Annotated in this window: 16 protein-coding genes; 13 read left to right on the top strand and 3 right to left on the bottom strand. The window is 41.0% G+C overall.

All coding sequences use genetic code 11. From position 1 onward, the window contains the following. Window positions 1–47: 47 nt before the first annotated feature. From ABH902_RS09830 to ABH902_RS09820, 3 genes are all read right to left on the bottom strand, one after another. Window positions 48–728 (bottom strand): type 1 glutamine amidotransferase, encoded by a 681-nt coding sequence (locus tag ABH902_RS09830; RefSeq protein WP_404590543.1) that lies wholly within the window; start codon window positions 726–728, stop codon window positions 48–50. Then, window positions 721–2,073, bottom strand: a complete 1,353-nt coding sequence (locus ABH902_RS09825; protein WP_404590542.1) for a MurT ligase domain-containing protein — start codon at window positions 2,071–2,073, stop codon at window positions 721–723. The genes ABH902_RS09830 and ABH902_RS09825 overlap by 8 nt, the downstream gene beginning before the upstream one ends. A 201-nt stretch (window positions 2,074–2,274) precedes the next feature. Beyond that, a complete protein-coding gene (locus ABH902_RS09820; RefSeq protein ID WP_154774861.1) occupies window positions 2,275–2,913 on the bottom strand; it encodes a helix-turn-helix transcriptional regulator in 639 nt (212 codons plus the stop codon). A gap of 423 nt (window positions 2,914–3,336) precedes the next feature. On the opposite strand from ABH902_RS09820, the gene ssnA reads away from it, so the two are divergent. The 13 genes from ssnA (at window position 3,337) to ABH902_RS09755 (ending at window position 19,013) form a co-directional block, all read left to right on the top strand. Further along, a complete protein-coding gene (gene ssnA, locus ABH902_RS09815) occupies window positions 3,337–4,671 on the top strand; it encodes a putative aminohydrolase SsnA (protein WP_404590541.1) in 1,335 nt (444 codons plus the stop codon). 35 nt (window positions 4,672–4,706) lie between these two features. Then, window positions 4,707–7,712: a putative selenate reductase subunit YgfK gene (ygfK, locus tag ABH902_RS09810; protein WP_404590540.1), complete on the top strand. Its 3,006-nt coding sequence runs from the start codon at window positions 4,707–4,709 to the stop codon at window positions 7,710–7,712. 43 nt (window positions 7,713–7,755) lie between these two features. After that, the gene (hydA, locus tag ABH902_RS09805) at window positions 7,756–9,129 is read left to right on the top strand and encodes a dihydropyrimidinase (protein WP_404590539.1); all 1,374 of its coding nucleotides are present in this window, start codon (window positions 7,756–7,758) and stop codon (window positions 9,127–9,129) included. Window positions 9,130–9,189: 60 nt separating this feature from the next. Beyond that, a complete protein-coding gene (gene dpaL, locus ABH902_RS09800) occupies window positions 9,190–10,383 on the top strand; it encodes a diaminopropionate ammonia-lyase (RefSeq protein WP_404590538.1) in 1,194 nt (397 codons plus the stop codon). Window positions 10,384–10,389: 6 nt separating this feature from the next. Next, entirely contained in the window at window positions 10,390–11,706 is a 1,317-nt protein-coding gene (locus ABH902_RS09795) for a YgeY family selenium metabolism-linked hydrolase (protein WP_404590537.1), read from the top strand. Window positions 11,707–11,799: 93 nt separating this feature from the next. Next, the gene (gene ygeW / locus ABH902_RS09790) at window positions 11,800–12,993 is read left to right on the top strand and encodes a knotted carbamoyltransferase YgeW (RefSeq protein ID WP_404590536.1); all 1,194 of its coding nucleotides are present in this window, start codon (window positions 11,800–11,802) and stop codon (window positions 12,991–12,993) included. 278 nt (window positions 12,994–13,271) lie between these two features. Further along, window positions 13,272–14,210 (top strand): carbamate kinase, encoded by a 939-nt coding sequence (gene arcC / locus ABH902_RS09785; RefSeq protein WP_404590535.1) that lies wholly within the window; start codon window positions 13,272–13,274, stop codon window positions 14,208–14,210. A 24-nt stretch (window positions 14,211–14,234) separates the two neighbouring features. Next, window positions 14,235–14,615, top strand: coding sequence for a RidA family protein (locus ABH902_RS09780; protein ID WP_404590534.1), 381 nt, complete (start codon window positions 14,235–14,237; stop codon window positions 14,613–14,615). Between the two features lie 91 nt (window positions 14,616–14,706). Beyond that, window positions 14,707–16,026 (top strand): nucleobase:cation symporter-2 family protein, encoded by a 1,320-nt coding sequence (locus tag ABH902_RS09775; protein WP_404590533.1) that lies wholly within the window; start codon window positions 14,707–14,709, stop codon window positions 16,024–16,026. Window positions 16,027–16,139: 113 nt separating this feature from the next. Continuing rightward, window positions 16,140–16,715, top strand: a complete 576-nt coding sequence (locus ABH902_RS09770) for a nucleoside-triphosphatase (protein ID WP_404590532.1) — start codon at window positions 16,140–16,142, stop codon at window positions 16,713–16,715. 73 nt (window positions 16,716–16,788) lie between these two features. Next, window positions 16,789–17,148 carry a winged helix-turn-helix domain-containing protein gene (locus ABH902_RS09765; protein ID WP_404590531.1) on the top strand — a complete coding sequence of 120 codons (360 nt, stop codon included), beginning with the start codon at window positions 16,789–16,791 and terminating at the stop codon, window positions 17,146–17,148. 41 nt (window positions 17,149–17,189) lie between these two features. Beyond that, on the top strand, window positions 17,190–18,212 hold the full coding sequence (locus tag ABH902_RS09760; RefSeq protein WP_404590530.1) for a FecCD family ABC transporter permease: 1,023 nt from the start codon (window positions 17,190–17,192) through the stop codon (window positions 18,210–18,212). 18 nt (window positions 18,213–18,230) lie between these two features. After that, window positions 18,231–19,013, top strand: coding sequence for an ABC transporter ATP-binding protein (locus ABH902_RS09755; RefSeq protein WP_404590529.1), 783 nt, complete (start codon window positions 18,231–18,233; stop codon window positions 19,011–19,013). Window positions 19,014–19,017: the final 4 nt, after the last annotated feature.

Genomic DNA, 19,017 nt, shown 5'->3' with positions numbered 1-19,017 from the left:
CTTTTGGAGGTCACTACAGTTTTCCCTTGTTCATCTTTTTTGTTTGATTACTGCTCAGGCACAACAAAAGGTTCCTGATATTTTTTTTCCAAGGCAGTTTTAATAAGGCGAATACCTAAATGCTCATTGCGAGCTAAAATTGGTCCGTGGAAATAAGAACCAAAAACATTTTTATAAATCACACCTTCGGAGCCGTCCTCATTATTGTTGCCTTTGCCTTGAACAACTTTTCCTAACGGGCGTTCGCCCTTGCCGAGAAAAGTGCGGCCGTTGTGGTTTTCAAAACCGTAGTAGGTTTCATCAAATTCTTCATTATGAATGACAATATCGCCAATATAACGATTATTTTCTTGGCTTAACGTGTAGTGATCCAGTGCGCCAATACCGTGAATTTTTTCACCGTTAGCACCAATATAATAATGACCTAATAATTGATAGCCACCGCAAATTGCCAGCATGACGCCATCATTTTCAATATATTCAGTTAAAGCTGCTTTTTTGGTTTGGATATCCTCTGAAATAATCAGCTGCTCAAAATCCTGACCGCCGCCGACAAATACTAAATCGTATTTATTGGGATCAAAGGGTTCATAAATGCTTACGATTTCTGAACGGAAAGTGACACCCATTTTTTCTGATAAGTATTTCAGCATCAGCAGATTACCGTTATCGCCGTAGGTATTTAATAAATTTCCGTATAAATGACATACCACTAATTCTTTAGGCACCGTTCATTCCTCCTTGAATATACCCTTGAGCCGCCAAGGATTTGCGCAGCTGTAAAACAGCTGTATAGGTCGCTAAGATATAGACATGCTCTGTCGGTAAATCCTTAATGGCAGTAATGACATCGTTTAGGTCCGTTATTTCTGTCAGCTTTTCTTCGGCAATACCAGCCACTTTTAAGCGCAGCGCCATATCCTTTGAGCGGTCGCCACCAGCAATGACCGCGGGAATCTCCATCGTAGCAAAGGCTTCGTGATTTCCGTCCCAGATCCAACTGACATCAATTCCGTCCGCGTAATTTGCATTCAATAATGAAACAAGTGAAAACGGGTAAGGAGCCAACCCCATCATATCGATGACCTGATTTAACCCAACAGGATTTTTAACTAAGACTAAGGTACAACGTTTGTCGCCAATTTCAATCACTTCTTGACGACCAAAAACCTTTTCGTCGTACGCTAAGCCTGCTCTGATTTTTTCCGGCGCAACGTTATAGTGCTCGGCCACACTTGTTGCAGCCAGTGCGTTATAAACGTTGTACATACCGCCGACAGCGATGCTATATTGCGCCCCGTCAATGATAAAATCAGCTGAAGTATTATCCATATGCACCATTTCTGTCAGCTGGACATCAAGCTCAGGTCGGTGAAAACCGCAGTTTGGACAATAATATTTTCCCAAGTTGGCATACGTAATCATTTTATAATGCAGAATGTGATGGCATTTAGGGCAAAGCAAGCCGTCCGTGTTGTAGTGAGCCATCTGTTCTTTATCAGCTTGATGGTTAAAGCCATAATATTTCCTAGGGTTCACAGTATCAATAGAATTGAAGATCGGTGAATCTCCGTTACAAAGCAGTAAAGCATCCGGCGCTGCGGCAGCTCCATCCACAATCAGCTTATAGGTCGTATAAATTTCACCGTAGCGATCCATTTGATCACGGAAAATGTTAGTGAATAAAAAGAGCTTTGGCTTAATATATTTAGTCACACGACTAAGACTGGCTTCATCAATTTCTAAAACGGCAAATTTCTTTTTCGCGCCTTTATTTTTAGCAGATAAAAAAGTAGAAACAATCCCTTGTTCCATATTAGCACCCGTCGGATTGGTTAGAACGTGATCAAATTCCTGTCTTAAAATATTTACCGTTAAGGCAGTGGTTAAGGTTTTGCCGTTAGTCCCGGTAACAACCACGATTTCGTAATCTTTTGCTAATGTGTCTAAAATCTTTGGATCAATTTTTAGCGCCAGCTTTCCAGGATAGCTGCTGCCGCCTTTAAAAAAAGTTTGCAATAGCCACTGAGAGGCCTTCCCAGCTGCAATTGCTGCATAACTTCTGATTCCCATAAAGTATCCTCCAATTACATTGATTCTCATTGATGAAATCAATAATAAACTCATTTTATAATACCACAGTTGACAAGAAAAATTAATTCCTTTTACTCTTTCTTACTATATTGAAAAAGGAGGCCGATTTTTGTGGAAGTCCTGCAAAAAAATAAACGACGCGATTTCTTTTGAAAGAAATTACGTCGTTTGGTTGTGTTCTTATTTAGCATCAATATAGCTGTAAAGCGTATATTTTGAGATATTGAAAAAGCTTGCGACTTTGTCTCCGGATTTTGTTACGAGAAAAGCACCTTTACTATTTAAATACTGGATGCATTTAATTTTGTCATCTTTCGTCATTAACGGTACAGGCTTGCCGACTAACTTAACAGATTCCTCAATTAAGTCGTCTAACAGCTCGTTAATATCTTGAGGGATATAATCCGGTTCTTTGTCATCGTCTTGTTCATTTGTCGTAATTAATGATTTCAATGTGGTTTCTGCAGCTATCAAACCAGTGATATCATAATTAATCGCAAAAATACCATCTAAACTGCCTGAATCATCTTTGAAATAAATTGTGCTTGATTTCAAAATTCTGCCGTCATGTGTCCGTGTTAAATAATTCAAATGATCGGTTAATTCCGCAGGATCTTTTTTTAATGCTTCTAAAACGACTTGAGAAGGACCATCACCAAGTTGGCGGGAAGATACATGTCCGTTTTCAATAGAAACGATAGTATTGTTGACATTATCTTCATTAATCTTATGAATGACAATTTCACAATTTTCTCCAAACTGACTGGCTAACGCTTTAGCAACTTGGGTTAAAAAGTGTAATTTTTCATCTGAGAGCATGGGTTCACTCCTTTCTATCTATAAGAGGATTAGGGCGAATAAAAAAATATTTTGCCCTTATTTTTTTGTGGGTATGAGAACTGAAACTAGGTTAAAGTCTACTATACTACCAGTAAGAAAGCCGTTTCAGCTGTTCTTTTGTAATAATATCATGCGTGAAAATATAATACAAGACAATGGTCAGAATGCACTAAAAAATATTTTTTAGGTGGCATTGTTTTTTTTTAGGTCAAGTGGTATAATTTAATCGAGATAGATGAGATTGTTCAATAACACCAAAGATGCAAACGCTTTTACAAGAAAGCTCAGGATGTATATTTTCACTATGTATAAAACGGATAATTTGTGAATAGTCAAACTATCTATTTTGTAAGCGATTACTTTTAGTGGGTAATACTAATGAATTTATAGGAGGATTAAAGGATGTTATTAGTAGGAAACGGTCGATTGATTGCAAGAGATGAAAAAGGAACATTCTATGACAACGGCTGCGTAGCCATTGACGGAAAGACAATTGAAAAAATCGGTACAACAGCTGATTTACGCAAAGAATATCCTGATGCTGAATTTATCGACGCAAAAGGCGGCGTAATCATGCCGGGTTTTATCAACATGCACAATCATATTTACAGTACTTTTGCTCGTGGCTTAAGTATTAATAATTACCATCCCAAAAATTTTATGGATATCCTTGAAGGGCAATGGTGGCGGATTGACCGTACATTGAACTTAAAAGATTGCTATCACAGCGCCAAAATTGCTTATCTGGACAGTATAAAAAATGGTGTGACTACTGTTTTTGATCATCATGCCAGCTATGGAGAAATTACTGGCAGCCTGCATCAATTATCCAATGCAGCTGACGAATTAGGTGTGAGAACTTGCCTTTGCTATGAGGTTTCCGATCGCGACGGCGAAGAAAAAATGAAAGCAGCTGTAAAGGAAAATGCTGATTTTATCAAAGTCAGCTCAGATCGTACTGACGATATGCAAAAAGCGATGATGGGGATGCATGCCGCCTTTACTTTATCAGACAAGTCGTTGGAATATTGTGCAGCAAATACTCCAGAAGGCGTAGGCTACCATATTCATATTGCAGAAGATATCGCCGATGTTTACGATTCTCTAAACAAGCACGGTAAACCAATCGTTCACCGGTTGTATGATCTAGGCATTTTAGGTAAACAAACGATGGCCGGTCATTGCATTCACATTGGGCCGCATGAAATGGAATTGTTAAGAGATACCGATACGATGGTTGTGACCAATCCGGAATCCAACATGGGTAACGCTGTTGGCTGTCCACCAGCAATGCGGATGTTGAATGAGTACGGCATTATGATGGGACTTGGGACAGACGGCTATACCAATGATATTACTGAATCCTATAAAGTAGGAAACATCATTCACAAGCATCATTTAGCGGACCCAAATGCGGCATGGGCAGAAATTCCGCAAATGCTGTTTAACAATAATCCGAAGATGGCAAATCGCTACTTTAAATCCAAATTAGGTGTGCTGGAAGCCGGAGCTGCCGCAGATGTCATTGTAATTGATTATAAAGGCCCAACGCCAATGAACAGCTCAAACTATAACGGACATATTCTTTTTGGCATCAATGGTGGAGCAGTAACAGATACGATTATTAATGGTTCTATTCGGATGCGTAATCGGGAAGTACAGGGTGTCGATGAAGCAAAAATCTGGGCAGATGCGCAAGCTCAGGCACAGTCACTTTGGACAAGAATCAACGGTTAACGAATCTAGCTGAAAATTAAAAAGGAGTGACAACTATGAGCGACATCATGCACCCGATTTCAATTGATGGGTTATTGAACTGGATTTTAAACGAGTATCAAAATGAGTCAACTATTTTTGGGGTTAGAAAATTTTACCGGGCTAATCCAAACAAGACAATTTCACTATTCGGTGAAAAGATGGAAACGCCTTGTGGACCGGCAGCCGGACCACATACGCAATTATCTCAAAATATTATTGCTTCTTATTTAACAGGCTCCCGCTTTTTTGAAGTGAAAACCGTACAAATTATTGACGGAGAAGATTTACCGGTCAGCAAACCTTGTATTACTGCCGCAGACGAATGCTACAACGTGGAGTGGTCAACGGAATTGCGGGTACCGCAGGCTTATGATGAATATGTGAAAGCTTGGTTTGTTTTAAAGCTGTTGAGCAAGGAATTAGGCTTGGGCGATCCAGACGGCTTTATTTTCAATATGAGTGTCGGCTATGATTTGGCGGGGATTCAATCACCGAAAGTAGACAAATATATTACAGAAATGCAAAATGCTGAAAATACACCGATCTGGCAAGAGTGTTTAGAAGCTGCTTATAAATATCTACCGCAATTTAAACAAATTGATCGAGCGTATATTGATTCCATTAGTCCAAGAGTTTGCCGATCTATTACCCTTTCTACGTTACACGGCTGTCCTTCTGATGAAATCGAACGGATTACTACTTATCTATTAGAAACGAAGGGACTAAATTCCTTCATTAAATGCAATCCGACTATGCTTGGCTACGAATATACTCGTCAAACAATGGATGAGCTGGGCTTCGATTATATGGTTTTTGACGATCATCATTTCCTTGAAGATTTACAATTTGAAGACGCCGTTCCAATGCTGCAGCGGCTGCAGGCGTTGGCTGATAGTAAGGGATTGAACTTCGGCGTGAAAATCACCAATACGTTCCCAGTAGGCATTGATGCTGATGAGTTGCCGGGTGATGAAATGTATATGTCAGGTCGTTCTTTATTCCCATTGAGTATTTCTTTAGCGAAAAAATTATCGGATGCCTTTGACGGCAGATTACAAATTTCCTATTCAGGGGGAGCAGATATTTTTAATATTAAAGATATCTTCGACGCAGGTATTTGGCCGATTACAATGGCAACGACGTTATTGAAGCCGGGCGGTTACCAGCGCATGAATCAGGTAGCTAATTTATTAAGCGAATCAGCTTATCCAGCTAAGGTGCAAGTGGATCTGAAAAAACTGGCTGAGGTTGTTGAAAAAGCTAAAACACAAGCACGGTATAAAAAATCCATTAAGCTACCGCAAAGCTCTAAATTACGCACCAAAGTGCCTTTTATTGATTGTTATACAGCGCCTTGCCGCGGAGACGGCGGTTGTCCTATTCACCAAGATGTGCCGGCTTATCTGCGTTATGTGAGTGAAGGCAAGCATCTGGACGCCTTAAAAGTGATTGTAGACAAAAATCCATTGCCGTTTATTACAGGCACAATTTGTGCGCATCCTTGTATGACCAAGTGTACGCGGCAATTTTACGAAAGCTCGATTCATATTCGTGAAGTGAAGCTGGAAGCTGCTGAGCATGCTTACGAAGAATTAATGGCAACAATGGAAAAACCAGTCCGCAAAGAGAATGCACCTAAAACAGCAGTTGTCGGCGGTGGACCAGCCGGAATTTCAGCTGGCTATTTACTAGCTAGAGAGGGCATGCCGGTAACCGTTTTTGAAAAAGCTGATACAGTCGGAGGCGTCTGCAGCCAAATCGTACCGGAATTCAGAATCTCAATGAAATCAGTCCAAAACGATGTAGATATGGCGAAGTTCATGGGCGCAGAATTCAAAACAGGTCAAGCTGCACCAAGCTTGGAAGAGCTGCGTGCGCAGGGCTACACCAATGTGATCTACGCGATTGGTGCCTGGAAGCATGGTCAATTACGCTTGGAAGCTGGAAAAGCATTGAATTCTTTGGAATTCTTAAAAGCCAATCGTGAAGATCCTTCAATTAATCCATACGGAGAACAAATCGTCGTTGTGGGCGGCGGAAACACAGCGATGGATTGCGCCAGAGCAGCAACGACCTTGCCGGGTGTGAAAAAAGTATCTGTGGTTTATCGCCGTGATAAACGCAATATGCCGGCAGATGAAGAAGAATTGTATTTAGCATTAGAAGATGGCGTAGAATTTTTAGAATTATTAGCGCCAATCAAGCTGGAAAATAATTTCCTGACCTGCGAAGTGATGCGTTTAGGCAACCGTGATGCGTCTGGTCGCCGTAAGCCAGTAGGAACTGGTGAATTCAAAGAAGTTCCCGCTGATACAGTTATTGCAGCAGTTGGTGAAAAGGTAGATACCGAGTTCTATCAATCAATTGGCATTCAAACAGATCAATACGGCAAAGTCGTCTCTAATCCAACGACATTGGAAACCAATTTAAAGGATGTTTATGTGATCGGCGATGCAAATTTAGGACCGGCGACGATTGTTGAAGCAATTGCGGATGCAACCAAAGCAGCTAACAATATCTGTCATGTTCACAATAAACACTATGAATTAACCAATTTAAATGACAATGTCGCTTTAGTAAGAGACAAACGCGGTCTTCTACAAACTGATGAAGCGCGCTGCGGACAGCCTGAAAACTGTCTTGAATGCTCAACCGTTTGTGAATCTTGTATGGATGTCTGTCCAAACAGAGCCAACATTGTTGTAACAGTGAATGGGGCACCACAGATTGTCCATGTCGATCGCATGTGTAATGAATGCGGCAACTGTGAAACCTTCTGCCCATATTCAAGTGCTCCTTACAAAGACAAGTTTACATTATTTAACTCAGAAGCTGATTTTGAAGACAGCACAAATTCAGGCTTCTATGTCATCGATCCTAGAGAAAAACGTTGCCTGGTTCGTTTGTGGAACAATGTTTCAACAATTCAGTTAACGGATCCTAACGCGCCGGTTCCAGCTGATTTAATCGCGTTGATGGACACCATGATTGAAGAATACAGTTATTGCATGCAAGCGTAAATCCGTCTACAGACAACTTCTGATGTAAAAGGAGGTTAGTAAGATGTCTATTCTTTTAAAAGGTGGAACGGTTGTTTCTGCCTATAATCGTCGGCAGCTGGATGTGCGGCTGGATGGCGAAAAAATCATAGAAATGGGTGCGGATTTAGCTATAAAAGATTCTGTGGTAGAAGATGTAGCCGGCTGCTATTTGCTGCCGGGCTTCATCGATGCCCACACTCATTTGGAATTAAATAACGGTAAAGGCTCATTGGGGACTGCGGATAATTTCACGACCGGTAGCCAAGCAGCAGTTGCCAAAGGAACAACCACGATTATTGATATGGCTACACCAAATAAAGGCGGCTCGCTAAAAGAGTGCCTTGAAACGTGGAATCAACTGGCTGCAGGAAAAAGCTCCTGTGACTACACTTATCATATGTCATTAATTGAATGGAATGCGGACATTAAAGCTGAAATTAAAGAAATGATTGCTGCTGGCATTACCTCATTCAAAATGTATATGGCCTACGACAATCTAAGAACTAAGGATGCTGAAATTTTTGAAGCTATGCTGGAATTTAAAAAATATGGGGCTATGCTGGGAATTCACTGTGAGAATGGCGATCTGGTCAATGAAATGGTTGCTAAATTTATTGCTGAAAAGAAACTCAGCCCGCATTATCATCCGTTATCCAGACCTGCTTCGGTTGAAGCTGAGGCTGTAGAACGCTACTTAATGATTGCGGATTTGGCTGATTTGCCCGTCAATATTGTTCATTTAAGCACAAGCCGTTCGTTAGCGGCAGTAAAACGTGCCAGAGCACGAGGGCAAAAGGTCTATGTAGAAACATGTCCGCAGTATTTAGTTTTGGATGACCATTTGTATGATAGTCCAAACTTTGAAGGAGCCAAATACGTGTGTTCACCACCGTTACGAAGTTTGGAGGACCAGGCAGTTTTGTGGGAAGGTGTCATAGACGGCAGCGTGAATACAATTTCCACAGATCACTGCAGCTTTAACTTTGATGGACAGAAAACAGTCGGCAAAGCTGACTTCAGTAAAATACCAAATGGCATGCCGGGCGTTGAATCACGGCCAGAATTGATTTATACCGCTGGTGTAGCAACTGGCAAAATCAGCCTAGAAAGAATGGTTGGCCTATTGTCGGAAGATATCGCTAAGCAATTTGCTTTATATCCGCAAAAGGGTGTGATTCAGCCGGGCAGCGATGCAGATATTGTCGTTTGGGATCCTAAAACAACAGGAGTCATTGCGGCTGCCACTCAGCTACAAAATGTGGATTATACTCCGTTTGAAGGCTTTCAAACCAAGGGCAGCGCCAAAGCAGTTTATCTCCGCGGACAAAAGGTTGCTGAACAAGGTAAAATGCTTGCCGCAAAACAAGGGCAATTTATTTTCCGCACGCTTCACTAGTAAGAATGGAATCAATCAACCTGTGTTGATTTAAATAAATAAGATGGAGGGAAAAATTTCTTGGAAAAAATAAAATGGACGGCAAATGAAATGCCTAAAACCGACGATCAGTATCTATCACTGATGTCAAAGGATGCAATTGAAAAAGCCTTGGCTTTTCACCGCAGTTTTCCTCAATACAGTCAAACACCTTTAGCTGAATTAAACGAGCTGGCTGATTATTTAGGACTGAATGACTTCTATGTCAAAGATGAATCTTATCGCTTTGGGCTAAATGCCTTTAAAGTGCTGGGCGGTTCCTTCGCCATGGCAAATTACATTGCCGAAAAGCTTGGCAAGGATGTGTCTGAATTAACGTATGACGTGTTAACCTCAGACGAGCTTCGCAAAGAATTCGGTCAAGCAACCTTCTTCACTGCAACCGATGGTAATCATGGTCGTGGAGTAGCTTGGGCTGCGAATAAGCTTGGCCAAAAAGCCGTTGTATTGATGCCGAAAGGCTCTACACAAACGAGAAAAGAAAATATCGAAAAAGAAGGCGCTAAAGTTACGATCGAAGAGGTCAATTATGACGAATGTGTACGGATGGCGAATAAAATGGCCGAAGAAACAGAAAATGGCGTCATGGTACAAGATACCGCTTGGGACGGCTATGAAAAAATCCCGACTTGGATCATGCAGGGCTACGGCACAATGGCTTTGGAAGCATCCCAACAATTAAAAGAAGCGGGCGTTGAACGTCCGACACACGTCTTTGTACAGGCTGGTGTAGGTAGCTTAGCCGGTGCGGTTGTCGGGTATTTTGCAAATCTCTATCCGGATAATCCACCGACAATGGTGGTTGTAGAAGCGCAGGCAGCGGACTGCTTGTATCAATCAGCGATTGAAAAAGACGGCAAAATTCGCTTTGTTGAAGGCGATTTACAAACTATTATGGCAGGCTTAGCCTGTGGAGAACCGAACACGATTTCCTTTGATATTTTAGAAAATCATACTTCATTCTTTGTTTCTGCGCCGGATTGGGTTTCAGAAAAAGGTATGAGAATGCTGGGCGCTCCGTTAAAAGGAGATCCACAGGTGATTTCAGGTGAATCAGGTGCTGTTGCAATGGGCTTAGTTGCTACAGTCATGCAGGATTCGGAATACAAAGAATTACGCGATGCTTTAAAACTGGATAAAGAGTCAAAAGTATTAATGTTCTCAACTGAGGGCGATACGGATCCAGATAATTATAAAAAAATCTTATGGGGGTAATGGTAAATGGATTTTAAAGCAATTAACACAGCAGCAGAAGGTTACAGAGAAGACATGGTCAAGTTCTTGCGCGACTTAGTCAAAATTCCTGGGGAAAGTGCTGAAGAAGGCGCAAAAATGGATCGTGCAAAAGCTGAAATGGAAAAATTAGGCTTTGATAAAATCGAAGTTGATCCGCAAGGAAACTTGCTGGGTTATATGGGAACTGGTAAAAAATTAATCGCCTTTGACGGCCATATGGATACAGTTGGTATCGGCGAAATGAGCAACTGGAAATTCGATCCGTATGATGGCTATGAAACAGATTCAGAAATCGGCGGCCGCGGAACTTCTGACCAAGAAGGCGGAATTGTTTCAGCAATTTACGGCGCAAAAATCATGAAAGACTTAGGTTTACTTTCTGAAAAATATACAGCTTTAGTAACAGTTACGGTTCAAGAAGAAGATTGTGACGGTTTATGCTGGCAATATATTATTCAAGAAGATAAGATTCGTCCTGAATTTGTCGTTTCTACTGAACCGACAGATGGCGGGATTTATCGTGGTCAACGTGGACGGATGGAAATCAAAGTTGAAGTGAAAGGTGTTTCTTGTCACGGCTCTGCACCGGAACGTGGGGACAATGCTATTTACAAAATGGCGGACATTTTACAGGATGTACGTGCATTAAACAACAACGGAGATACTGAAAGTACGGCCATTAAAGGACTTGTACGCATGCTTGATCCAAAATACAACCCAGAATGGAAAGAAGCACGCTTCTTAGGCCGCGGTACGGTAACGGCTTCTCAAATTTTCCACTCATCTCCAAGTCGTTGTGCAGTAGCAGATGGCTGTACGGTTTCTCTAGACCGTCGGATGACAGCTGGCGAAACTTGGGAAAGCTGTTTAGAAGAAATTCGCCAATTACCAGCTGTGAAAAAATATGGTGATGACGTGGTTGTTTCAATGTACAACTATGATCGTCCGTCATACACTGGCTTAACTTATCCAATCGAATGCTACTTCCCAACTTGGGTTATTCCAGAAGAACACGATGTGACAAAAGCATTAATGGAAACGCACAGAAATCTTTACGGTGAAGAACGTGAAGGCTCTGCAGAAACGATCGAAATGCGTAAAGCTCGTCCATTGTTAGACAAATGGACCTTCTCAACAAACGGGGTGTCAATCATGGGACGTAACGGTATTCCTTGTATTGGTTTTGGACCTGGGGCAGAAGCACAAGCGCATGCGCCAAACGAAAAAACTTGGAAAGACGATTTAGTTCGCTGTGCCGCTGTATATGCAGCATTGCCAAGCGTGTACTGCGAAAATAATTAATTCATAAAAAATAGGCAAAACGAACGGTTGTCCTACTGGGTAAAGGACATTAGGGCAACCGCTTCGCTAAAACACATATAAGGGAGAAATGACATGGAAACGTTTAAAGAGTATATTGAAAAATTGGACAAATTAGAATTTGACAAAATGTATGAAAACGACTTTTTCTTAACTTGGGAAAAAACGCGTGATGAATTGGAAGCCGTCTTTACAGTAGCTGATGCATTGCGTTATTTACGTGAAAATAATATTTCAACAAAAATCTTTGACAGTGGCTTAGGCATTTCTTTATTCCGCGATAATTCAACAAGAACACGCTTTAGCTTTGCCTCTGCTTGTAACCTGTTAGGCCTTGAAGTACAGGATTTAGACGAAGGAAAAAGTCAAATATCTCACGGAGAAACAGTTCGTGAAACAGCCAACATGATTTCCTTCATGGCAGATATCATCGGTATTCGTGATGATATGTATATCGGCAAAGGAAATGCCTACATGCACGAAGTTTCAGAATCTGTGCAAGAAGGACATAAAGACGGCGTTTTAGAACAACGTCCAACCTTGGTTAACCTACAATGTGACATCGATCACCCAACACAAGCGATGGCAGATGCACTGCATTTGATCCACGAATTCGGTGGCGTTGAAAATCTTAAAGGGAAAAAAGTAGCGATGACTTGGGCGTATTCGCCATCTTACGGCAAACCGTTATCTGTACCGCAAGGAATCGTTGGCTTAATGACTCGTTTGGGCATGGATGTCGTCTTAGCTCATCCGGAAGGTTATGAAATTATGCCGGAAGTTGAAGAAGTAGCGAAGAAAAACGCTGCTGAAGCAGGCGGCTCATTTACGAAAACAAATAGTATGGCAGAAGCCTTTAAAGATGCAGATGTTGTTTATCCGAAGAGCTGGGCACCATTTGCAGCGATGGAAAAACGTACGCAATTATACGGTGAAGGCGACCAAGCCGGTATTGACGCACTTGAAAAAGAATTACTTGCCCAAAATACGAAACATAAAGATTGGGAATGTACAGAAGAATTAATGAAAACAACCAAAGACGGTAAAGCATTGTACATGCACTGCTTACCAGCCGACATCACTGGCGTAAGCTGTGAAGAAGGCGAAGTGGCAGCATCTGTCTTTGACCGCTACCGCGTAGAGCTTTATAAAGAAGCGAGCTACAAACCATATATTATTGCTGCAATGATCTTCTTAAGCAAAGTGAAAAGCCCACAGGCTACTTTAAAAGATCTTGAACAAAAAGCAGCACCAAGACACGTAAAATAAGCAGTTCTCAAAGTTTGGCATGAAGTGAGATACTTTTTCTTTCAGTGATAAGAAGTATAAACAAGTTGTTCTCTTTTGAAGTAATAATAAGACCTTTCCAAGTCCATTAATATACTAATGCCAAAGAAAACCGAAATCAACTGAGCCTGCCGCTTACAGGCTCTCCCAACTTCATGCACGATTTCGTTTTTCCTTGGCAGTCATTGATGATTTATTGAAGAAAAAGTATCTTGCTTATTAATAAAATGATTTTAAGTCTAGATGAGGTGAATAACTATATGGTAAAACGAGTAGTAGTCGCTCTTGGTGGAAATGCGTTGGGCGGAAATTTAACAGAACAAATGACTGCTGTCAAAGAAACGTCAATGGCAATCGCAGATTTAATTGAAGCAGGATATGAAGTTATTTTGTCTCATGGAAACGGTCCGCAAGTCGGAATGATTCAATTAGCAATGGAAGAACTTTCTTTAAGCGCACCGGATAAATATCCAACAGTACCGTTATCTGTTTGTGTTGCAATGAGTCAAAGCTATATTGGTTATGATTTACAAAATGCATTACGTGAAGAATTACTAAGCCGTAAGCTAAATCAACCGGTAGGCACTGTTATTACTCAAGTGGCTGTTGATCCAAAAGATCCGGCTTTTGATAATCCAGCAAAACCGATTGGTCGCTTTATGAGTAAAGAAGAAGCCGATCAGCTAGTAAAAGAAAAACAAGTTACTGTAGTAGAGGATTCAGGTAGAGGTTATCGTCAAGTCGTCGCTTCTCCGAAGCCAAAAGAAATCATTGAAATTGAAACAATTACTTCTTTGGTTAATGCAGGTCAGACAGTTATTGCTTGCGGCGGCGGTGGGATTCCCGTTGTGAAAGAAGACAACCATCTTAGCGGTATTCCAGCAGTGATTGATAAAGATTTCTGTAGTGAATTATTGGCAGAAATGGTGGATGCCGATTTACTAATTATTTTGACTGCAGTTGAAAAAGTTTGCATTGATTTCGGTAAACCTTCGCAAAAAGAATTAACGAACGTAACAACGGCTGAAATGAAGCAATACGCGGAAGAAGGCCAATTTGCTCCCGGTTCAATGCTGCCGAAAGTACAAGCTGCCATTCAATTTGCGGAATCAAAACCAGGCCGCAAAACGTTAATCACGTTGCTTGAAAAAGCGAAAGACGGTATTGTTGGAAAAACGGGAACAATCATAGAACAATAAAAGCAGGAATAGGAGTGAAGCAGAATGACTAATCAAATGGTTAATTCTAAAAATGCACCAGCAGCAGTAGGTCCATATTCACATTCTGTGTTAGCTGGACAAACACAATATATTTCAGGACAGCTGGGATTAGATCCAGTGTCCGGCGAAATGAAAGAAACGGTTGAGCAACAAGCAGAACAAGCATTGATCAACTTAGGAGCAATCTTAAAAGAAACAGGGATGACATATGATCATGTCGTTAAAACCACTGTCTTTTTACAAAATATGTCTGATTTCGGAAAAATTAATGAAATTTATGGAAAATACTTTTCAAAAACGTTACCGGCACGTTCCTGTGTGGAGGTCGCTAAATTACCGAAAGATGGTCTTTTTGAAGTTGAAGCAATCGCAGTCAAGAATTAATACTGGCAATGATGGTCCAAAAAAAGGGTTGCGAAATAGAATACTCGGGTAAGTGCAGTCCTTTTTAAAAGAGAAAGAAGGAAACTAGCTTATGAGTGAAAAAGAAGAAAAAGCATTGTTTGACTACGATGCGAAGCTGTCCATCAAAGAAGCTGTCCCGATGGGCTTGCAGCACGTAGTCGCAGCTGTCGTAGGAATCGTGACACCCGGTATAATGATTGCGAAAGTTTGTAATCTTAGCTCTGGTGATACCACGATTATGATTCAAACGTCATTGATTTTTTCGGCCGTCGCAACGATGATCCAGCTCTTTCCAATTTTTGGCAAAGTTGGTTCAAGACTGCCGGTAATGATGGGCGCCAGTTTTGCATATGTACCGATTTTAATTGCGATCGGCGGTGATTTTGGTATTGCTGCTATTTTTGGTGCCCAACTGGTTGGAAGTTTCTTAGTTATTTTAGTCGGTTTATTTATAAAAAAAATTAGAGTCTTGTTTCCACCGCTGGTTACTGGTACAGTTATCTTAAGTATTGGCTTGTCGTTGTTCCCGGTAGCGATTAAGTATATGGCTGGCGGTGCCGGCAACTCTGATTTTGGTTCCGCCAAAAATTGGCTGGTTGCTTTACTAACATTCGCAGTCGTTTTTTATTTTAATTATTTCTCTAAAGGCTTTTTAAAACTATCTTCTATCTTAAATGGGATGGTTATCGGTTATATTGTTTCATTGTTATTAGGGATGGTTGACTTTACTGCGGTGAAGGAAGCTTCTGTGTTTCAGGTTATCAAGCCGTTTTACTTTGGCTTGGATTTTCAGATTGTGCCTATTTTAACGTTAATGGTCATGTTTGTTGTTGATGCGGTACAGGCGATCGGTCAATTTACTGCAACTACAGTTGGCGCAATGGATCGCGAGCCGACGGATGAAGAGCTTTCTGGAGGGATTTTAGGAAGCGGTTTCTCGAACATGATCGGTAGCTTCTTTGGTTCAGTACCAGTGGCAACTTTTGGTCAAAACGTGGGTTTGGTCACTGTGACTCGAGTGATTAATAAGTACGTGATGGTGTTTGCATCAGCAATTTTATTAGTCGCAGGCTTTGTGCCTAAGGTTGCTTCTATTTTGACGACTATACCATATGCAGTCATTGGCGGAGCGACGATTTCAGTATTTGCTTCTATTTCGATGACGGGGATTCGCATGATTTCTTCGCAAAAGTTAACACCTAGAAATACTGGCGTGGTCGGTATTGCCTTGGCTTTTGGGATTGGCGTTACGCTTTCTACAGGAAGTTTAAGCGGTTTTCCTTCATGGGTTACCACTATTTTTGGTAATTCTGAAGTGATTCTAACCACGATTGTGGCTGTGATTTTAAATGTTGTTTTAAAAGAGGAAAAGCAAGTGGCGTTAGAATAAGCTGTTGAAGCTTTGAAGGTGAGACAGCAGATCAAGACAGAAGTTTCATTCGTTGAAATTACTGCTTCTGTCTTGATTTTGCTCATTACTTTAGTCAAAAAGGAGCTTAAAAAATGACTCATTTTTTTCTTGAAGGAGATCGCTTCGGCGGCAAATCAACGTTGTTGCAACAATGTATTCGCGATGCCGGATTGACAGTCAGCGGTTTTTACGTGAAACGAAACATTAGTGAAGGAACGGTTAAAGGCTTTGAGCTTCGATCGGCATGTGAGCTGCAGGGAGATCGGTCTCTTGTGGAAATGGATCAATGGTTTATTAAAGAAATAGACGGAAAACGCAGCAGAAACTTAGCGGTCTTTGAAAATTACGGCTGTACGTTGTTAAAAGCAGCCCAGACAGCAGCCTGTGATTTGCTGCTTTTAGATGAAATCGGCGGAATTGAGCTATTGGTCCCAATATTCACACAAGAGCTGCTACAAACGTTAAAACGACCGATAAAAATTGTCGGCGTGTTTAAATCTGAAAAAAATTATCGTTATCAAAAGGCACATATGGCTAGAGGATTAACCATAGAAAAGCAAAGAGCTTTGCTAAGAGCACGACTGGAAGAAGATGGACAAATTCTGGAATTAACAAAAGACAATTATTCTATGATCGAAGAACAATTACAGGCTTTTTTAAAGCAATAATTTTTTTACCATCGTTATCTATTCTAGGAACAACGAAGCGGATTAAAAGGTTCTTTTTAAAGGAGGGAATCGAGTGAGTGATAAACTTGTCGTTGATTATACTTTAAATTTAAAATTACGAAAAACCAAGCCTTTTTTTGGACCGGGTGTAGTCGAGCTGTTACAACGAATCAAACGGACAGGCTCATTGAATACCGCAGCTAAAGAAATGAAAATGTCTTATAACAAAGCGTGGCGAATCATTCATTATGCTGAAAAAGAACTGGGCTACCCTTTAATTATTCGCAATGTCGGCGGCAGTAACGGCGGCGGTTCTAAAGTGACCAGCGACGGAGAACGGATGATTACTAAATTTCTTCTCTTTCAAAAGAAAACGTATCAGGCGACCAATCAGTATTTTGAAGAGATTTTCGGCGAAGATTTTTTATCGTAGGAGCAGGAAGAACAAAAAGAGGAAGCATAGGAGTGAAGCCAATGAAAAGCAATGAACGCATCACACGGAAACGACTTATTATTATAGGGAGCCTGTGTGTATTTTTTCTTGTCATGGCTGTTTCCTTTTTCTTAGGTAAATTTCCTATTCCATTTACTGAATTTTGGCAAGCTATGTTGAATAAAGTGATGCCAATTGCGGAAAATACGAATAGTCAGGTAGAGACTATTTTGTTCAAGATTCGTTTTCCTAGAATTATTATGGCCGTGGTGATTGGCGCTGGGATTTCTGTAGCCGGAGCGGCCTATCAGGCGCTTTTTCAAAACCCTATGATCTCACAGGATATTTTAGGTGCTTCTCAAGGTGCGGCGTTCGGAGCCGCGATCGGCTTGTTTTTTTCAATGGCCTACGAACACGTGATTGGGTTATCTTTTGGCTTTGGGTTGTTGGCAGTTGGTGCGGTTTTGTTGTTCAATCATTTTTTAGGTTCACGTTCTGTGTTGAATTTGATCTTAATTGGGATGATGATCGGTTCACTGTTTTCTGCAGCTGTTTCTTTTTTGAAATTAGTTGGCGACCCGACCAATACATTGCCGGCCATTACTTATTGGCTGATGGGAAGTCTGTCGGGAATCAAAGAACAAAATGTTCTCTTTGCAGCGCCGTTAATCCTAATCGGTATGATTCCTATTCTTGTTTTGCGCTGGCGTTTGAATGTTATTTCTTTAGGTGAAGAAGAGGCAGCCAGTTTAGGCGTGAACAGTCGCCGGCTGAGAATTATTTTAATTATTGCGGCCACTCTAATAACGGCAGCAGCCGTATCAGTCAGTGGTTTAATCGGCTGGGTGGGTCTGATTGTACCTCATTTTGCGCGATTGCTAGTTGGAACAGATAATCGCTACAGTCTGCCGTTAACGGCTATTTTAGGAAGTACGTTTTTGTTGGTGGTAGATGACTTTGCCCGACTAATGACGACGAGTGAAATTCCAATTGGGATTTTAACTTCATTTATCGGTGCACCGATTTTTATCTTTTTGATTGCCAAAAATAGTCGGACGGAATAAAAAACAGGAGGCAGCAGGATGTTAAAAGTAATGCAAGCAGATATTGCCTATAAAAAAAGAACGATTCTCAACGATGTTTCCTTTGAGCTGTTTGCCGGACAGTCGGTTTGTCTTTTAGGCAAAAACGGTGTAGGGAAAAGTACGCTGTTTAAAAGCTTGTTGGGATTATTGCCTCTGCGTTCTGGTGAAATTTATCTTAATGAACGATTACTTACCACCTATTCCAAGCAAGAACTAGCGCAGCAAATCGCGTATATTCCTCAAAAGCAAAAAGGCGTCTTTCACTTTACGGTATTTGAAATGATTTTAATGGGTACAACGGCTCGGCTTAAAAGCTATCAACAGCCGGGAAAAAAGGAATATGAGCTGGCTGAAGCGGCATTAGATCTTCTGGATATTCGCTATTTAAAAGAGGAGTTATTTTCTGAGATCAGCGGTGGTGAACAGCAACTGGTCATCATAGCCCGTTCAGTGGCTCAGCAAAGCAAAATTATTATTATGGATGAACCCTGTGCGAATTTAGATTATGGGAACCAGATTATTGTGCTTGAAATGATTAAAAAATTAACTCAGGAAGGCTTTTTGATCATTCAAGCGACGCATGACCCAAATCATGCCTTGCAGTATGGTGATCATGTGTTGATTTTACAAGAAGGAAAGCTTACTTTGAGCGGTACACCCGCTACTATTTTAACCAGTGAAGTCTTGGCTGAAATGTATCAGGTACCGATTGAGGTGGGCGTGTTGGCTGCCAGTAGGCAACTGGTTTGTGTTCCTAAAAATAAAACAATGGAGAGCTAAATCG

It is taken from the genome of Enterococcus sp. UD-01 (genome assembly GCF_044909655.1).
Classification (GTDB): Bacteria; Bacillota; Bacilli; order Lactobacillales; family Enterococcaceae; genus Enterococcus_L.
Note: the sequence above shows the minus strand (reverse complement) of the source record. Positions and strands in the feature narration are given on the sequence as shown.